The 14,871-nt window shown below is 71.1% G+C and carries 16 protein-coding genes; 7 read left to right on the forward strand and 9 right to left on the reverse strand.

From position 1 onward, the window contains the following. Positions 1–10 precede the first annotated feature (10 nt). Together R2J76_RS14315 and R2J76_RS14320 are read left to right on the forward strand one after the other, a co-directional pair. Positions 11–694 carry a hemerythrin domain-containing protein gene (locus R2J76_RS14315; protein ID WP_316412313.1) on the forward strand — a complete coding sequence of 228 codons (684 nt, stop codon included), beginning with the start codon at positions 11–13 and terminating at the stop codon, positions 692–694. Between the two features lie 6 nt (positions 695–700). Beyond that, positions 701–1,462, forward strand: a complete 762-nt coding sequence (locus tag R2J76_RS14320) for a lysophospholipid acyltransferase family protein (RefSeq protein ID WP_316412314.1) — start codon at positions 701–703, stop codon at positions 1,460–1,462. Between the two features lie 295 nt (positions 1,463–1,757). Here the strand turns inward: R2J76_RS14320 and miaA are convergent, their stop codons facing one another. The 4 genes from miaA to R2J76_RS14340 are packed head-to-tail and all read right to left on the reverse strand — an operon-like array spanning position 1,758 to position 5,000. After that, positions 1,758–2,633, reverse strand: a complete 876-nt coding sequence (miaA, locus tag R2J76_RS14325; RefSeq protein ID WP_316412315.1) for a tRNA (adenosine(37)-N6)-dimethylallyltransferase MiaA — start codon at positions 2,631–2,633, stop codon at positions 1,758–1,760. Next, positions 2,626–2,973 carry a hypothetical protein gene (locus R2J76_RS14330; protein ID WP_316412316.1) on the reverse strand — a complete coding sequence of 116 codons (348 nt, stop codon included), beginning with the start codon at positions 2,971–2,973 and terminating at the stop codon, positions 2,626–2,628. Before R2J76_RS14330 ends, miaA begins: the two co-directional genes overlap by 8 nt. Continuing rightward, positions 2,970–4,349, reverse strand: coding sequence for an amidophosphoribosyltransferase (gene purF, locus R2J76_RS14335; protein WP_316412317.1), 1,380 nt, complete (start codon positions 4,347–4,349; stop codon positions 2,970–2,972). The genes R2J76_RS14330 and purF overlap by 4 nt, the downstream gene beginning before the upstream one ends. A gap of 39 nt (positions 4,350–4,388) precedes the next feature. Continuing rightward, positions 4,389–5,000, reverse strand: coding sequence for a hypothetical protein (locus R2J76_RS14340; protein ID WP_316412318.1), 612 nt, complete (start codon positions 4,998–5,000; stop codon positions 4,389–4,391). A 60-nt stretch (positions 5,001–5,060) separates the two neighbouring features. Here R2J76_RS14340 and R2J76_RS14345 point away from each other — a divergent pair, with 60 nt between their 5' ends. After that, positions 5,061–5,732 carry an HAD family hydrolase gene (locus tag R2J76_RS14345; RefSeq protein ID WP_316412319.1) on the forward strand — a complete coding sequence of 224 codons (672 nt, stop codon included), beginning with the start codon at positions 5,061–5,063 and terminating at the stop codon, positions 5,730–5,732. 62 nt (positions 5,733–5,794) lie between these two features. Here R2J76_RS14345 and R2J76_RS14350 read toward each other — a convergent pair whose 3' ends face one another. The 4 genes from R2J76_RS14350 to R2J76_RS14365 are packed head-to-tail and all read right to left on the reverse strand — an operon-like array spanning position 5,795 to position 10,546. After that, positions 5,795–6,184, reverse strand: coding sequence for a GIY-YIG nuclease family protein (locus tag R2J76_RS14350; protein WP_316412320.1), 390 nt, complete (start codon positions 6,182–6,184; stop codon positions 5,795–5,797). Further along, a complete protein-coding gene (locus tag R2J76_RS14355; protein WP_316412321.1) occupies positions 6,181–7,626 on the reverse strand; it encodes a methyltransferase in 1,446 nt (481 codons plus the stop codon). The genes R2J76_RS14350 and R2J76_RS14355 overlap by 4 nt, the downstream gene beginning before the upstream one ends. A gap of 9 nt (positions 7,627–7,635) precedes the next feature. Beyond that, positions 7,636–8,790 carry a hypothetical protein gene (locus tag R2J76_RS14360; protein ID WP_316412322.1) on the reverse strand — a complete coding sequence of 385 codons (1,155 nt, stop codon included), beginning with the start codon at positions 8,788–8,790 and terminating at the stop codon, positions 7,636–7,638. Position 8,791: 1 nt separating this feature from the next. Beyond that, positions 8,792–10,546 carry a PAS domain-containing hybrid sensor histidine kinase/response regulator gene (locus R2J76_RS14365; protein WP_316412323.1) on the reverse strand — a complete coding sequence of 585 codons (1,755 nt, stop codon included), beginning with the start codon at positions 10,544–10,546 and terminating at the stop codon, positions 8,792–8,794. A gap of 121 nt (positions 10,547–10,667) precedes the next feature. Between R2J76_RS14365 and R2J76_RS14370 the strand changes: the two genes are divergently transcribed. Both R2J76_RS14370 and R2J76_RS14375 read left to right on the forward strand, forming a co-directional pair. After that, positions 10,668–11,498: a sulfurtransferase gene (locus R2J76_RS14370; protein ID WP_316412324.1), complete on the forward strand. Its 831-nt coding sequence runs from the start codon at positions 10,668–10,670 to the stop codon at positions 11,496–11,498. A gap of 88 nt (positions 11,499–11,586) precedes the next feature. Further along, positions 11,587–12,756, forward strand: coding sequence for a hypothetical protein (locus tag R2J76_RS14375; RefSeq protein WP_316412325.1), 1,170 nt, complete (start codon positions 11,587–11,589; stop codon positions 12,754–12,756). A 1-nt stretch (position 12,757) separates the two neighbouring features. Here R2J76_RS14375 and R2J76_RS14380 read toward each other — a convergent pair whose 3' ends face one another. Beyond that, entirely contained in the window at positions 12,758–13,105 is a 348-nt protein-coding gene (locus R2J76_RS14380; RefSeq protein WP_316412326.1) for a nuclear transport factor 2 family protein, read from the reverse strand. A 239-nt stretch (positions 13,106–13,344) separates the two neighbouring features. Here R2J76_RS14380 and R2J76_RS14385 point away from each other — a divergent pair, with 239 nt between their 5' ends. Together R2J76_RS14385 and ttcA are read left to right on the forward strand one after the other, a co-directional pair. Further along, complete coding sequence (locus R2J76_RS14385; RefSeq protein ID WP_316412327.1) at positions 13,345–13,854, forward strand: Rrf2 family transcriptional regulator; 510 nt, start codon at positions 13,345–13,347, stop codon at positions 13,852–13,854. A gap of 6 nt (positions 13,855–13,860) precedes the next feature. Beyond that, entirely contained in the window at positions 13,861–14,691 is an 831-nt protein-coding gene (ttcA, locus tag R2J76_RS14390; protein ID WP_316412328.1) for a tRNA 2-thiocytidine(32) synthetase TtcA, read from the forward strand. Positions 14,692–14,871: the final 180 nt, after the last annotated feature.

The following is a 14,871-nucleotide window of genomic DNA, read 5'->3' on the forward strand; positions in this document are numbered from 1 at the left end:
AGGATCCCGCATGCCCATCGACACTTCCAGCCCCATTGACCAGCTGGCCACCTCCAGCCAGGCCATGACCCGCCATTTCTGCCGCCTGGGCATCGACGTGCACGCCCAGGGCCACTTGACCCTCGCCGAGGCCTGCGGGGCGCGGGGGCTGGTGCCGGAAAAGGTGGCCCAGGACCTGGCCGCCCTCAAGCCCCCGGTGCAGCGCGACTGGTCCCAGGCCACGACCCCGGAGCTGGTGCATCACATCGTCCACCACCACCACGCCTTCACCCGGGAGGAGCTGGTGCGCATCCAGAAGCTCATGGACGCGGGCCTGGCCATCCCCGGCCCCGCCCAGGCCATGCTCATCCGCCTCAAGGTCCACTTCGCCAGCCTCGCCCGGGACCTGGTGGCCCACTTCCAGATGGAGGAGCGCAACCTGTTCCCCGCCATCTGCGCGGCGGAAAACGGGAGCATGACGCCCATCTCCCTGAGCACCCCGTCGGAGCAGGCCCGCACCATCTCCGCCGAGCACCAGGCCGCGGAGGAGCTCCTCCACAACATCCGGCTCATCACCGCCGACTACGAGATCGCCCCCGGCATCGAGGAACACCTGAGGATCATCTACCTGGGCCTGCGGAACCTGGAGGACGACCTGCACCTCCACCTCTTCCTGGAGAACCACATCCTGTTCCCCCGGGCCCTGCCGGCCTGACCCAGGATGGCGCCGACGTCGGGAGGTTGGAAGAGCACCTGGCCGTGGAGGGCGACGGTCACCGCGTGGGGGCTGGCGAGCCTCCCGCTCACCGCCGTCGCCATCATCCTGGGCGCGCCCTTCCTGGGGCCCAAGCGCTCCTTCTGGACCTTCGGGCCCCTGTGGTCCCGGTCCATCTTCCGGTTCTTCGGCATGCACAACGAACTGGCCGGCTGGGAGGACCTCCCCGAGGACATCCGGGAGGGACGCCAGCCGGTGATCTTCATGGCCAACCACGAAAGCCTCCTGGACCCGCCGGTGCTCATGGGCACCCTGCCCATCCCCGCGGTGTACCTGGCCAAGCATGAGCTGAAGTGGATGGTCCCCGTGGGCTGGGCCGCCATGATGGCCGGCACCATCTTCATCGATCGCCGCAACCGGGAGAAGGCCGTGGCCAGCATCGCCCAGGCCGCCCGGCAGATCCGGGGCGGCAAGAGCGTCGTCCTGTTCCCCGAAGGCACCCGCACCCGCACCGGGGACCTGCTCCCCTTCAAGAAGGGCGGCTTCGCCCTGGCCCTGGAGGCCGGCACCCCCATCGTCCCCCTGGGCATCGGCGGCGCCTACCACATGCTCCCCCCCGGCAGCCTCCTGGTGAGGCCTTGGAAGTACGCCATCGCCGTGGGCCGGCCGGTGGACCCCCGCGACTTCGCCCGCAAGGAGGACCTCATGGCCGAGGTGCGCGCCCGCATCGTGGTATTGCGGGAACAGGCCCGGAAGGGCACGGAGTAAGGGTCCGATCGACCCGAGCCTGACCTGACGTTCTTTATCCTGCCTTTTCCCTTTGATCCTGTTTATCCCCGTTTGAACTGCGCCGGGAGTTGCCGTCACCTTTGGGTCATGGACGTCGGGTAACGCGCGCTCCGACCCACCTCCACGTCAGCCCTGCGGAAACCGGGATGAACGCCGATCAATGGGATGAACGGGGATGAAAGCGTTCATGGAAGCCTCCCCAGCGCCAGGGGCCAAAAGGCGCAATAGGGAAGGAACTATAGCCTTGGACGTCCGCGGCGCCAGGGGGTCGGATTCAGAGCCCCAGCCGGGCGAAGGCGGCCTCCACCGGTTCGGCGTCCGGATCCCAGGCCGGCACGTCCGGCCACTGGTTGCGGAAGTACGTGGCCTGGCGCTTGGCGTAGGCCCGGGTGTCCTGGATGATGCGGGCGCCGGCCCCCCGGGGCTCGTCCATCCAGGTCTCGTAGCCCAGGGGGCGCAGGCGGCGCAGGTCGGCCTCGGCGGGGGTGCCCTGGAGGGCGGCCACCTCCCGCTGCCAGCCGGCGCGGATCATGGCGCGCACGCGGTGCGCCACCCGCTCCCGCTGGTGCTCCCGGGAGGGCAGCACCAGGATGGCCCGCCAGCCCTCGGGCACGCCCCGTTCCACGCCGTCCAGGAACAGCGAGGCGCGGCTTCCGGTGGCCAGGTGGAGGCCCAGGGCCCGCTGGACCCGGGAGCGGTCGTTGGGGTGGAGCTGGGCGGCGCGGGCGGGGTCCACGGCGGCCAGGTACCGGTGCAGGACCGGCGCGCCCAGCACGTCCACCCACCGGCGCAGCTTGGCGGTGGTGGCCTCGGGCACTTCGGGCAGGGTCGTGAGCTGGTCCCAGATGCCCCGCAGGTAGAGGCCCGATCCGGTGACCAGGACGGGGTTCGCGCAGGAGGCGATCCAGCCCCGCACCCGTTCCCCGAAGGAGGCGGGGTTCAGCACGGTGTCCAGGGGCAGGACGCCGTAGCCGTGGTGGGGGATCCCCTCCCGCTCCTCCGCGCCGGGCTGGCCCGTGCCCACGGGCAGGTCCCGGTAGGCCTGGAAGGGGTCGCCGTTGACCACCTCGCCCCCGATGCGCCGGGCCAGGGCCAGGGCCAGGGCCGACTTGCCCGAGGCCGTGGGGCCCAGCACCGCGATCCTAGTCATGGGTCACCGCCAGGAGCGCGATGACCCGGGCCGCCTCGTCCCGGGCCAGCCTCGCGGCCTCCAGCGTGTGATCGAGGGCGTCGGCGGGCTCCTGGCGGAGGTTGAGCAGGGCGCCGCACTGGTCCCGGAGCCGCTGGACGTTGCCGCCGGGGTCCGGCAGGCGGCGCAGGGAGGCGGCTTCCAGGATCTTCAGGAAGCGCTGGATGGCCGAACAGGCCGCGGAGATGGCGGCGGCCTCGCTCCGGCGGTCCCCCTTGAGGGCCAGGGCCGCGGCCAGGAGCCGCAGGCCGTCCTCGAACTGCTGCGGGAGGGGCCCGCCCGGACCCGCCGGGCCCGTCATCCGCAGCGGCCCGCGGCGCTCCGGGGGAGCACGGGGTAGTCGCCGGTGAAGCACGCGTAGCAGAAGTGGCCGCCGTCGGGGTCCCGCACGGAGGTCTGGAGGTCCTCCAGGGTCAGGTAGCCGATGGTGTCGGCGCCGATGAATTCGCGGATCGCCTCCAGGTCCCGGGTGGCCGCGAGCAGGTGCTCCCGGTCCGGCGTGTCGATGCCGTAGAAGCAGGGGTGGGTGGTGGGCGGGCTCGAGATGCGCATGTGCACCTCCTGGGCCCCGGCGGCCCGCACCATGGAGACGATCTTGCGGCTGGTGGTGCCCCGCACCACGCTGTCGTCCACCAGCACCACGCGCTTGCCCTTCAGGAGTTCGCGCACGGGGTTGAGCTTCACCTTGACGCCGAAGGAGCGGATGCTCTGCCTGGGCTCGATGAAGGTGCGGCCCACGTAGTGGTTCCGGATGAGGCCGAAGTCGAAGGGGATCCCGGATTCCTCCGAGTAGCCCAGGGCCGCCGACACGCCCGAGTCGGGCACCGGCACCACCAGGTCGGCGGCGACGCCGTGGCGCCGGGCCAGGAGCCGCCCCATGTCCCGGCGGGTGCCCATGACCGAGAGGCCGTACACGAAGGAGTCGGGGCGCGCGAAGTACACGTGCTCGAACACGCAGGGCCGTGCCTGGATGCGCTCCCGGGGGAACAGGGACGTGAGGCCGTCCCGGTCCATCACCACCAACTCCCCGGCCTCCACCTCCCGCACGTATTCCGCCCCCAGCAGGTCGAAGGCGCAGGTCTCGCTGGAGAAGGCGGTGGCCCCGCCCAGGCGCCCCATGGACAGGGGGCGGAAGCCCCGGGGATCCCGGGCGGCCATGAACTTGTCCTTGGTGATGATCAGCACCGAGAAGGCGCCCTCCACCTGCCGGAGGGCCTCCACCACCGCCTCCACCACGCTGGCGGCCTTGGCCCGGTTGATGAGGGCGAGGATCACCTCGGAATCGGAAGGGCTGGAAAAGACCTGGCCCTCCTGGATGAGCCGGTTCCGCAGTTCCTCGGTGTTGGTGAGGTTGCCGTTGTGGCACAGGGCGATCTGCCCGAAGCGGCCCTCCACCAGGAAGGGGTGGGCCGCCGAGGCCACGTTGCCGCCGGTGGTGGAATACCGGGTGTGCCCGATGGCCCCGTCCCCGGGAAGGCGGTCCAGGGTGGCCTCGGTGAAGACGTCGGCCACGTAGCCCTGGCCCTTGTGCAGGTGGAGCCGGCCCTGGTCCCGGGAGCAGATGCCCGCGGCCTCCTGGCCCCGGTGCTGGAGGGCGTAGAGTCCCAGGTAGGTCTGGCGGGAGGCTTCCAGCTCAGGCCAGATCCCGAATACGCCGCACTCGTCCTTGAAAGCCATGTCCCCCCCGGTCCATCAGGATAACCGACCCCGAAGGGGTCACTGTATCTGCTCTGTCACCATCACTTGCTGATCGTCGTCCACCAGGGCGCCCCACTTCCGCAGGGTGCGCAGGAGCACCGTCCCGTCCTCCGCGGGGGCCGGGGCGGAACCCAGGCTCACCCCTTCCAGGTGGATCTCGATGGAGGCCAGGTCCCCCTCCGGAAGGCTCGCGCTGAGGTACGAGAGGGCCAGGAGGTTGGGCGAGATCTCCGCCAGGTACACGAACGCCCCCACGGAGGAGGGCGTCAGGGCCTGCCAGAGCCGGCAGTTCCGGCCCCCGAACCGGGTCCCCCCCTCCCGGGGCACCACCCCGGAATTGGGCCCCTCCAGGTACAGCAGGCTCTCCACCCGGGTGAGCACCGACGCCGGAGGCAGGCCCCCCTTGCCCGGGAAGGCCCGGATCCGCCACCCCACGAACCGGGGGCGCTTGACCCTGTTGCGCGTGGCCACCGGGGCCGTGGTCACCACCTGCAGGCGGCTCTCCTGGGGCCCGCCGCCCTCCCGCATGCGCACCACGACCTTGTAGTCCAGGACGGTTCCCGCGCTTCCGGCCGCATCGACGGAAAGGGCCATGAGGGCCGACGCCAGGATCGCTGAGAAATACCGCATGGATCCAGGTTAGCCTCCGGATCCCCGGCCATCCACGGCTTTTTGCCGCACAATGGAGCCATGCCACTCTGCTTCGACCTCGACGGCACCCTGGGACAGTTCGGCGGCGGCTACGTGCTGCTCAGGAAGGCCCTGGGCGACCTCTGGGGCCAGGAGCCCACCGTGGACCAGCTGCGGCGCTGCACGGGCTCCACCGACTGGGAGATCATGGGCGAGCTCCACGCCATGCGCTTCGGGGCCCCCATGTCCGAGGCCCACTACGCCGCCTACGAATCCGCGTGCCTGGCGCGCTTCGAGGCCGCCTTCCACCCCCAGGGCCACGCCCCCACCGCCTTCCGGGGCCTCATCGACGGCATGGCGCGCCTGGTGGACGCGGGCCGCTCCGTGTGGCTGGTGTCGGGCAACGTCCCCCGGGTGCTGGCCTTCAAGGCCGGGCTCCTGGGCGTGGATCCGCGCATCCCGCGCCTGGGCAGCCTGCCCCGGCTGGACCGGGCCGGCCTGATCCGCATGGCCATGGCCGGCTGCAAGGGCCCCCACCTGTACGTGGGCGACCGCCCCCACGATCGCCATGCCGCGGAGCAGGCGGGCGTTCCGTTCCTGGGGGTGGGGGACATGGTGCCGGGCGATCACCCGATCCTGCCTCCGGAGGCCCTGGCCGAACACCTGGTGAGCGCGGTGGGACGCCTGCTGGGGCCCCATCCCGGCCCTTGCCAAGGTCCAGCCAGGGCCTAGGCTGGATGGGGAACCCGCGCGGTGTCCCATGCGCCCATTGACCGACTGCGAAGCCCTTTCCGTCACCGGCGGCGGACCCGGCCCCCTGCGGGAGTTCCCGCACCTGGACCCCTTCCCGCCCCCTCTCCGTCCCCCGCCGGTGCTCCGGCCCTGGCCGGCGCCGCGTCCGCCCTTTCCTCCGCCCTTTCGTCCACCGCAGGCAGGGGCTCCCTTCCCGCCGCGAGATCCAGCTTGCGGTCATGGGAAAGGCGTTTGACGGCCCGTTCCATGCGGGTGGCCTGGCCGCGGGTGCCCACGGGGGCCTGGAAGAGGAGGCGCTGGTCCGGGCGGCCCCGGGTGTACTTGGCGCCCTTGCCGGCGGCATGGGCGGCCACGCGGGCTTCCACATCGGTGGTGATGCCGGTGTAGATGCACCGGCCGCACTGGAGCAGGTACAGGTGCCAGGTGGTCATGCGGGGCGGACGAGGCCCCTGCGCACCAGGGCCACCAGGGCGTCCAGCACGGCTTCGGACCCAAGCCCCGCGGCGGCCGCCGCGGCCAGGAGGTCGGCGACCCGGGCCTCGGGATCCATGCGCTCCAGGAGATCCCGCTCCAGGGGCGCCAGGGGGTGCTCCACGGGCATGGCCTGGGCGGCGAGGCGGGCCTGGGTGGTGGGGGGGACCCGCATCCCCAGGGCCCGGGCCTCCAGGAGCGCCACGGGGCCGGCCAGGGCCACCCGGCCCCCTTCCAGGCGCTGCCGCAGCCCGGGGTCCCGGGCCAGGCGCTGGGCGGCGAAGAGGGCTTCCAGCTCCCCGCCCGCGTCCCGGGCGGGGGCCAGGGCCTCGTCCACCCGGGTCCAGGGGTCGTCGCTCCACTGGAAGGCCAGGAGGACGGAGACGATGCGGTCGTAGCCCTGGGCCCGCAGGTTGGCGTGCCAGCGCCCCACGGAGGCCAGGAAGGTGGGATTGTCGTCCCCCTGAGCGTGGCCGATGGCGTACGCCTGGGCGGGGTGCACCCGCAGGCGGAGGATATGGAGGGCCATGGGGGCGCCGTCCAGCCACCCGCGCAGCCGGTCCTCCAGGGGCTCGCCCTCCCGCTCCCCCAGTTCCGTGACGATCTGGGCCAGGCCCCCCGGGGCCAGGTGCCGGGGCAGGCCCTGGACGATGCGGCGCTGCACGTCCTCGCCGCTGGGGCCGCCGTCCCGGAAATCCACCGCCTGGGCGGGGGCGGGCACGAAGGGCGGGTTGGCGGTGATGAGGCCGAAGCGCCGGGCGCCCACCGGGGCGTAGAGGTCCCCCTGGAGGGCCTCCAGGTTGGCGAGGCCCTGGGCCCGGGCGTTGAAGGCGGTGCAGGCCACGGCGCGGGCGTTGATGTCCACGGCGGTGGCGGTTCCGGCGTGGGCGGCCGCCAGGAGGGCCTGGATCCCCGAACCGCAGCAGAGGTCCAGGGAGGCCTCCACCGGCTTTCGCACGGTGGCCCGGGCCAGCCAGCGGCTGTCCGTGCCCACGTACATGACCTGGTCCCGCGGCACGTCCCCGGACTCGGCCCAGGCGTGGTCGGAGAAGATGAGGGTGGAACCCACCGGATACACCGAGGCCCGGGCCCGCACCAGGGCGCCGGCCCGCTCCAGGATGCCGGCACGCACCAGCGCCCCCTGGGTCCCGGGGTCGAAGAGCCGGCCCAGTTCCCGGGCCTCCAGGGAACCCTGGAGCACGAAGAGGTCGATGGCGGAGGCCAGGGCATCCCGGTCGGCCAGGCGGTCCTGGCGGTACACGGGCACCGCCTTCCACTGCAGGTCGTTGAGATCCTCCAGGCCCAGGCGCCCGGCCACGGCGGCTTCGGTGAACCCCAGGGCTCCCAGGCGCGCCAGGGCCCCCGAGCAGTCGGCGGATTGGGGATCGAAGGTGAAGGTCATGGAAAGACGCTACCTTGGCTTGTCGTTTTCGGCCAGGGCCCCCTGGATGGCCTCTTCGGTGAGGGCCTCGCTGAACCCGGTCCACCGCTGGCGGATCCGCCCCTTCCGGTCGATGACGAAGTTGGCGGGGTACGTGGACACGGTGCCCAGGGGCCGCACCGCCTTGGCATTGGGGGCCACGGCCGGGGCGATCTCCAGGGCCCACTGGAGGGCGTCATGGACGTCCTGCGCCCGTTCCAGGCGGCGAACGTACAGGATGAAGGACTCGAAGTCCGGTCCCCGGCGGGCATCCAGCTTGCGCAGGTAGGGCACCGCTTCGTGGATGGTGGGGTGGCGGCCGTCCACCAGGTGGAGGAAGACGACCTTGCCCTGGAAGTCCCCCAGGCAGTACGAACCCGCCCGCTGGTGGATGACGTCCGCCAGCTCGAAGGTCACGCTGCGGGCGTACGGCCTGAGCCAGCCCGGCAGCACCCGGCCCAGCCCGGTGCCCTTGGGGGGGTGGATCTTGCCGAAAAGGCCCCACACCACCCGGCCGGGGTCCGGCCTCCAGGCCCCCATCCCGAAGAAATAGATATCCAGGGCGAGGTAGGCGCCCAGGGCCAGGGCGGAGCCCAGCAGGACCCGGACCCCGCGGCGCCCCACCCCCTCCCGGCGAAGCTCCCGGGCCCCCTCGGCCAGGGACCGCACGTGGCGCCGGCCCCGGTCCGGGGCGTAGGTGGACCTGAGCAGGGCCCTGCGGCCGAAGGCCTCGAAGGCCGGGTCCTCCACGGGTTCCCCCTCCTCCAGCTGCCGGAGGCGCCGGGGGGCCTCGGGATGGCCCAGGTCCAGGGCCATGCGGTAGTGTTCCAGGGCCTTCCAGTGGTTCCGGGGCCGGCCGAAGCCGGTGCGGTGGGCCTCGGCCACCTGGAAGGCCGCATCCGCGTCACCCCGGGCGGCCAGCACGGCGTAGCGGTCCAGGGCCTTCGTGGCGGCCTCCGGGGCCTCCTCCCCCCCCGTGAGCCGTTCGACGTGGGCCCGCTCCAGGAGGCGCAGGGCGTTCTCCCGCACCAGGGCATCGCAGCCCCGCCGCTCCGCGTGGCGGTAGAGGGGATCCAGGAACCCGTGGAGCATCCAGTGGCGGGAGCAGAACCGGATCAGCCGGCCCGTGACAGGGGCTGTGTCCAAATCAGGATCCGGTGTGGGTGGCCAGGGCCCGGCTCACCACGGCCAGGGCCTCCTTGATGCTGCACGGCTTGGACAGGAAGCCCGCCAGGCCCCGCCCGGCCAGGGCGGTGGTGGCCTCCTCCTGGCTGTAGCCGCTCATGAGCACCACCGGCACCTCCGGGGCCAGCTTGTGGATCTCCTCGAACACCTCGTCGCCGCCCATGCGGGGCATGGTGAGGTCCAGGAGGACGGCGTTGATGGAGGAGCGGTGCCGCACGAAGGAGGCGAAGCCGTCCACCCCGTCCACCCCTTCGATGACCTTGAAGCCCGCGTTCTCGAAGCCCTGGCGGAGGATGGAGCGGATGGTGGGCTCGTCGTCCACCAGCAGGAGCACCCCCGAGGCGCCCACCAGGGGCGTGCCCTCGTCGCCCGCGTCGATCTCCGGGTTCTTCTCGGCCAGGTGGAAGTAGAGCACGGTGGCATCGCCCCGGCCCGGCTCGCCCTTGGCGTGCACGGCCCCATGGTGCTCCTTGAGGATGTCCTCCACCGTGGACAGGCCCAGGCCGTGGCCGGGATGCAGGGTGCTGAAGAGGGGATCGAAGACCTTGCCCAGGATCTCGGGCGGGGTGCCGGGGCCGGTGTCGGCCACCTCCAGGCACACGAAGTCGCCCCGGAGGCCCTGGCCCCCGGGTTCGGTGCCGCCCAGGCTGCGCAGGAAGGTGCGGATGGTGATCTCGCCGCCCCGGATCCCCAGGGACTCGCAGGCGTTGAAGACCAGGTTCAGGAGGGCGTGCCGGGCCTGGGTCAGGTCCACGTTGGCCAGGGGCAGGTCGTTCTGGAGGTCCAGCACCAGGTGGGCCCCTTCGGGCACCAGGGTCTCGATGGCCGAGAGGCTCTCCCGCACGGCGTCATTGAGCTGGTGGGGCGAGATCTGGATGCGGCCCTGGCCGGTGTAGGAGAGGATCTGCTTGCACAGGCCCGTGGCCCGGGGGATGTTGGCCTGGACGAACTCGAGGCTGGTGCGCAGGACGGCCGGAGCCTGCTGGCCCTCCAGGGCGATCTCGGCATAGCCCTGGATGCCCATGAGGGTGTTGTTCAGGTCGTTGACGGTGCCGCGCACCAGCGCGCCCAGGCTCTCCACCTTGTGGGCCTGCACCAGGGCGGATTCGAAGGAGCGCTGCTGGGTGATGTCCTGGATGACGGCCAGGATCTCGGCGGGGCGCCCGTCCCCGTAGCGCACGAAGACGGTCCGGCGGCCCCTGAACCAGCGCCAGGTGCCGTGGTGGTTGCGGATCCGGTAGATCTCCTCCAGGATGGGCTCCTCCGCCCCCTCGGGCGGGGGGGGCGCGGCGGCCTCCCGGTGCTGGCGGAGCACCGGCAGGTCCTCGGGATGGACCAGCGAATAGAAGTACTCCCGGCCGCCCTTGATGAAGGCCTCCGAGGGGAAGCCCAGCAGGTCCTCCACGGCGGGGTTCAGGTACAGGAAGGCGCCGGATTCGGCGTCCACGATGGCATGGATGTCCTGGCTGAGCTCGGCCACCTTCTCGATGTAGCGCTCCCCTTCGGCCAGGGCCAGCTCCGCCTCCCGGGCCCGCACCGCGGTGGTGCGGATGCCCACCACGCCGACGATGGCCATGCCCGTGAGGGACAGGGCCAGGGCCGGGGAGTGGGCGCCGGGCGCGAACACCAGGGCCACCGCGGCCACCGAGAAGAGAAGGAAGAACAGCCCCAGCATGGCCGGCGGCGTCACGAGCTTGCGCATCGGGGGTGCGGTCATGGATCATCTCGCGAAATGGGAGCGGAAGGGATTGCGGCGGTTACTATATTCCCCCAGGTGCCTGCCCAGCGGGAACCCTATTTCATCCTAAGTGGAATTCATAGCCTTTTTGGAGTGCCCGATGCCGCTTTTCCCCGTGGTCGCGCCCGCAGATCTCGTTCCGCCCTATGTGCTCCTGGACGCCCGGCCCGGAGCCGGATCCTTCGCCCGGGAGCACCTGCCCGGCGCCATCCACGCGGACCTGGACGCCGCCCTCAGCGCCCGGGGCCTGCCGGACTTCGATCCGGCCCGGGGGGGCCGCCACCCCCTGCCCTCCCCGGAAACCTGGGCCCGCCAGCTGGGCGCCTGGGGCATCACCCCGGAGACCCGGGTGGTGGCCTACGACGACGCCTGCGGGGGCTCCGGCGCGGCCCGGCTCTGGTGGATGCTGCGGGCCTTCGGCCACGGGCGGGTCGTGGTGCTGGACGGGGGGATCCAGGCGGGGCTCGCGGAAGGCCTGCCCGCCCCGGGCGCCCGGCCCGAACCCACCGGACCCTACCCCGAGGACCGCTGGCTCCTGCCCGTGGCCGACCTGGCCATGGTGGACCGCCTCCGCTCCGACCCGGACTGGAAGGTCCTGGATGTGCGCGCCGCCCCGCGCTACCGGGGCGAGACGGAACCCTTCGACCCCGTCGCGGGCCATATCCCCGGCGCCGTGAACCTGCCCTGGCAGGAGAACCTGGGGCCCGGGGGCCGCATGAAGCCCGCCCAGGAACTGCGGCGCCTGTACGCGGACCTGCTCGGCGCCACCCCCCGGGGCCGCCTGGTGGTGCACTGCGGCAGCGGCGTCACCGCCTGCCACACCCTGCTGGCCCTGGAGGCCGCCGGCATGGGGGGCGCGGCCCTGTACGTGGGGTCCTGGAGCGAATGGTGCCGGAATCCCCTGCCCGTGGCCACGGGCGCCGACCGGTAAAAAAAACGGCGAACAGACGGTATTCGGTCCTTGCGGGGACCCGGGGCCAGCGCTAAGCTCCCCCTGCAACCCGAAAAAGGAATTACCGATGCGCATCTGCAAGCTGTGCTTCCGCCTCGCCGCGCCTTTGTTCTGCCTCGCCCTCGCCGGCGGCGAGACCCTCACCCTCAAGGTGCTTCCCTTGGATTCCCGGGGCATCGCCGCCGGCCTGAAGCCCACGGACTGGAAGGTGCAGATCGCCGGCAAGGGCGCCGACGTCGTGGCCATGCGAACCCCGGAGGAGCTGGGCAAGGAAGGCCAGAAGTGGACCTTCCTACTCCTTCCCGTGCGCGATCCGGACTTCCGCCAGGTGGTGCTCCAGTCCCTGGCCACCTTCATGGCCTCGCTGCCCCCCTCCGATTCCGCCCTGGTGGTCATGCGCACCTCCAAGGGCCTGGAGTGCCTCACGCCCGGTTTCACGACGCGCCCCTCCCTGTGGGCCAAGGCGCTCACCCAGGCCGCGGGCGCCTGGCGGGGCAAGCTGGAGGGGAACCCGAACCCCGTCTTCAACCTCCCCCCCACCCCGGCCAGCGAGCCCCAGGAGGGGATGGAGGCCGTCAACGCCCTGCTCGCGGGCGGCCTGGGCAGGGCCATGGCCAGGGATGCCAAGGACACCTCGTCCACCCGCAGGAGCGTCATCGGCGAATACTCGCCCGAGGAACTCGGGGGCGTCACCAAGACCGTCACCGCCGCCATGGAGGAGGTGATGGGGATGGCCCGGACCCTGGCCAAGGCCGCCCCCGAGGCCCAGGTGGTGATCATCAGCCGCAACGAGATCGATGACCTGACCAACCCCATCTGGGCCCAGCGGGTCTCCCGCATGAGCGCCGGGGGCTTGAAGGCGCCGGGCTTGAACGAGATCATGGGCGGGCGCGACGTCATGAACAACCGGCTGCAGACGGAGCTGATGGTGCGGGACGTCACCCTGGCCAGGGTGGCCCTCAAGAACACCTTCGCCGGGTCCGGGATCACCCTCCACAGCGTCGGGGGCGTCGGCGAATCCAACACCGGCCCCTTCGGCGAAGCCGCCGTCGCCTCGGGCGGCAACACCTTCCGGCTCGAGAACGAGCTTCCCGCCCGGCTCACCCAGGCCCTGAATCTCTGGGCCACCCGGTACGAACTCAAGGTGCCGGTCCCTGCCGGCACCCCCCGCCCCGCCGCCGTGAAGGTGGAAGCGGGCCGGAAGGACCTGAAGCTGTTCGCCCCCACCCTCCAGTAGCTCAGGCGGTGCGGGACTCCCACATGGCGTTGACGATCTTCCAGGGTCCCGCCGACTTGGCGAGGTGCAGGTGGATCACCCACCCGCACAATTCGGCCACGGCGCTCGCGGAGGCCTTGCGCACCTCGAGGATGCGCACCTCCACCGTGCGCAGGTCCGGGGGCGTCTGGCTCCCGAGGCTTCCCTGCACGCCCAGGGGGCGGGATTGGGTGCCCAGGGTGACGAGGCGGTTGACGTAGTCGGGGTGGAGGGTCCCGAGCATGCCCTCGGAGTCGCCCCAGTACCAGGCCTGGGCGAACTCCTGCACCGCACGCCGGATGGCCGGGGACGGATCCTCGGAAGCGTTCAAGCTAACGGCCGAGAAGGACATTCCCAGGGAACGCTGGGTGATTCCCATATGTCGCGAGTCGCCTCTGGGCATCGGTGCCCCCTTTTCAAAGGTGTTCTGCCTCCTGAGTGCGTCCAAGCCGGCCGGGGTTTACACCCCGCGATGAATTTCCCTGTTGGTGACAAATGGTGGTTTCCTGAAGAACTTGACCAATTCAATCAGGAAAAGTATATTAAACCAGTCTGGACAGGAAGGCCCCTTTGAAGATCTCAGCCCGCGGCAGGTATTCCATGCAAGCGCTGTTCGACCTGGCCCACCACAGCCACGGACAGCCCGTTCCCCTCCACCTCATCGCCCAGAGGCAGGAGCTCAGCCTGCCCTTCCTGGAGCAGATCTTCAACCGCCTGAAGAAGGCGGGGATCGTGGCCAGCGTGCGCGGCCCCAAGGGCGGCTACATCATCACGCGCCCCTGCAACATGGTGACGGTGGGCGATGTGCTGCGCCTCACGGACACCAGCTTCTACGCCTCCGCCAAGGAGGATCCGGTCACCGCGAAGTCCGCCCTGCGCGCCGACGTGAAGATGAACGAGCTGCTGTGGAAGCAGCTCTCCAGCCACATCACCGACTTCATGGACACCATCACCCTGGCCGACCTCTGCGTGGAGAGCCACAGCAACACGTGCCCGGACTGCACCTGCCCCGCCTACACCAAGGGCGTGCAGGAACAGCTGGACAGCGGGGCCCGGCCCCGGTGCGCCGCCCTGGGCTGAGTCCGCTTGAGCAACCCCTGCGCCCTCCCCAGCCTCGCCCTGCCCCCCACCGAAGCCGACCTCAGGACGCTGCCCAAGCTCGAGGAACGCATCCGCCGCCGGGTGGGCATGGCCGTCCATGAATTCGGCCTCATCCAGGACGGGGACCGCATCCTCGTGGGCCTCAGCGGAGGCAAGGACTCCTGGGCGCTGCTGGACGTCCTGGAATCCCTGCGCCGGCGGGCCCCCATCCGGTTCGAGGTCCACGGCGCCACCATCGACCCGGGCTTCCCCGGCTACAACCCCGACCGCATCGCCGAGGTGTGCGAGGCCAAGGGCATCCCCCACGTGATCCTGGGCGCGCCCATCGACACCCTGGTGCGCCGCAAGCCCGACATCACCCCCTGCGCCATCTGCTCCCGGCTTCGCCGGGGAGTGCTCTACTCCTACGCCCGGGAGCAGGGCTTCAACAAGCTGGCCCTGGGCCACCACCTGGACGACCTCATCGAGACCCTGCTCATCAACCAGTTCTTCGAGGGCCGCCTCTCCACCATGCCCCTCAAGCTCGTGAGCGACGACGGCGGCAACACCGTCATCCGCCCCCTGGGCACCTGCGAGGAGGAGGACCTGCGCCGCTTCGCGTGGCTCAAGGGCTATCCCTTCGTGCCCTGCGGCTGCCCCCTGTGCGGGGCCTCGGTGCTGGAATCCCGCCGGGCCCAGGTCAAGGACCTGGTCGCCACCCTCAAGACGAGCATCCCCGACCTGAAGTTCTCCATGCTGAAGGCCATGAAGAACGTGAAACCCTCCCATCTCCTGGACGCGAGACTGCCTCCCGAAACCCGGGACTCCGGAAACTAGACGGGGTATCAACACCATCCTTCGCCGCCGGGATGGGCGGCCCCCATCTCCTTCATCCCATTCATCCGTGTTCATCACCGTTTCGCAGGGCCAATGCTCCGTTGGGTTGGCTCATGCGGGTAATGCCTGCGCCGGCACAAGCCATCGCTGGCCCTGCGAAACAGGGATGAACAGCGATGC

It is taken from the genome of Mesoterricola silvestris, assembly GCF_030295405.1.
Taxonomy (GTDB): Bacteria; Acidobacteriota; Holophagae; order Holophagales; family Holophagaceae; genus Mesoterricola; species Mesoterricola silvestris.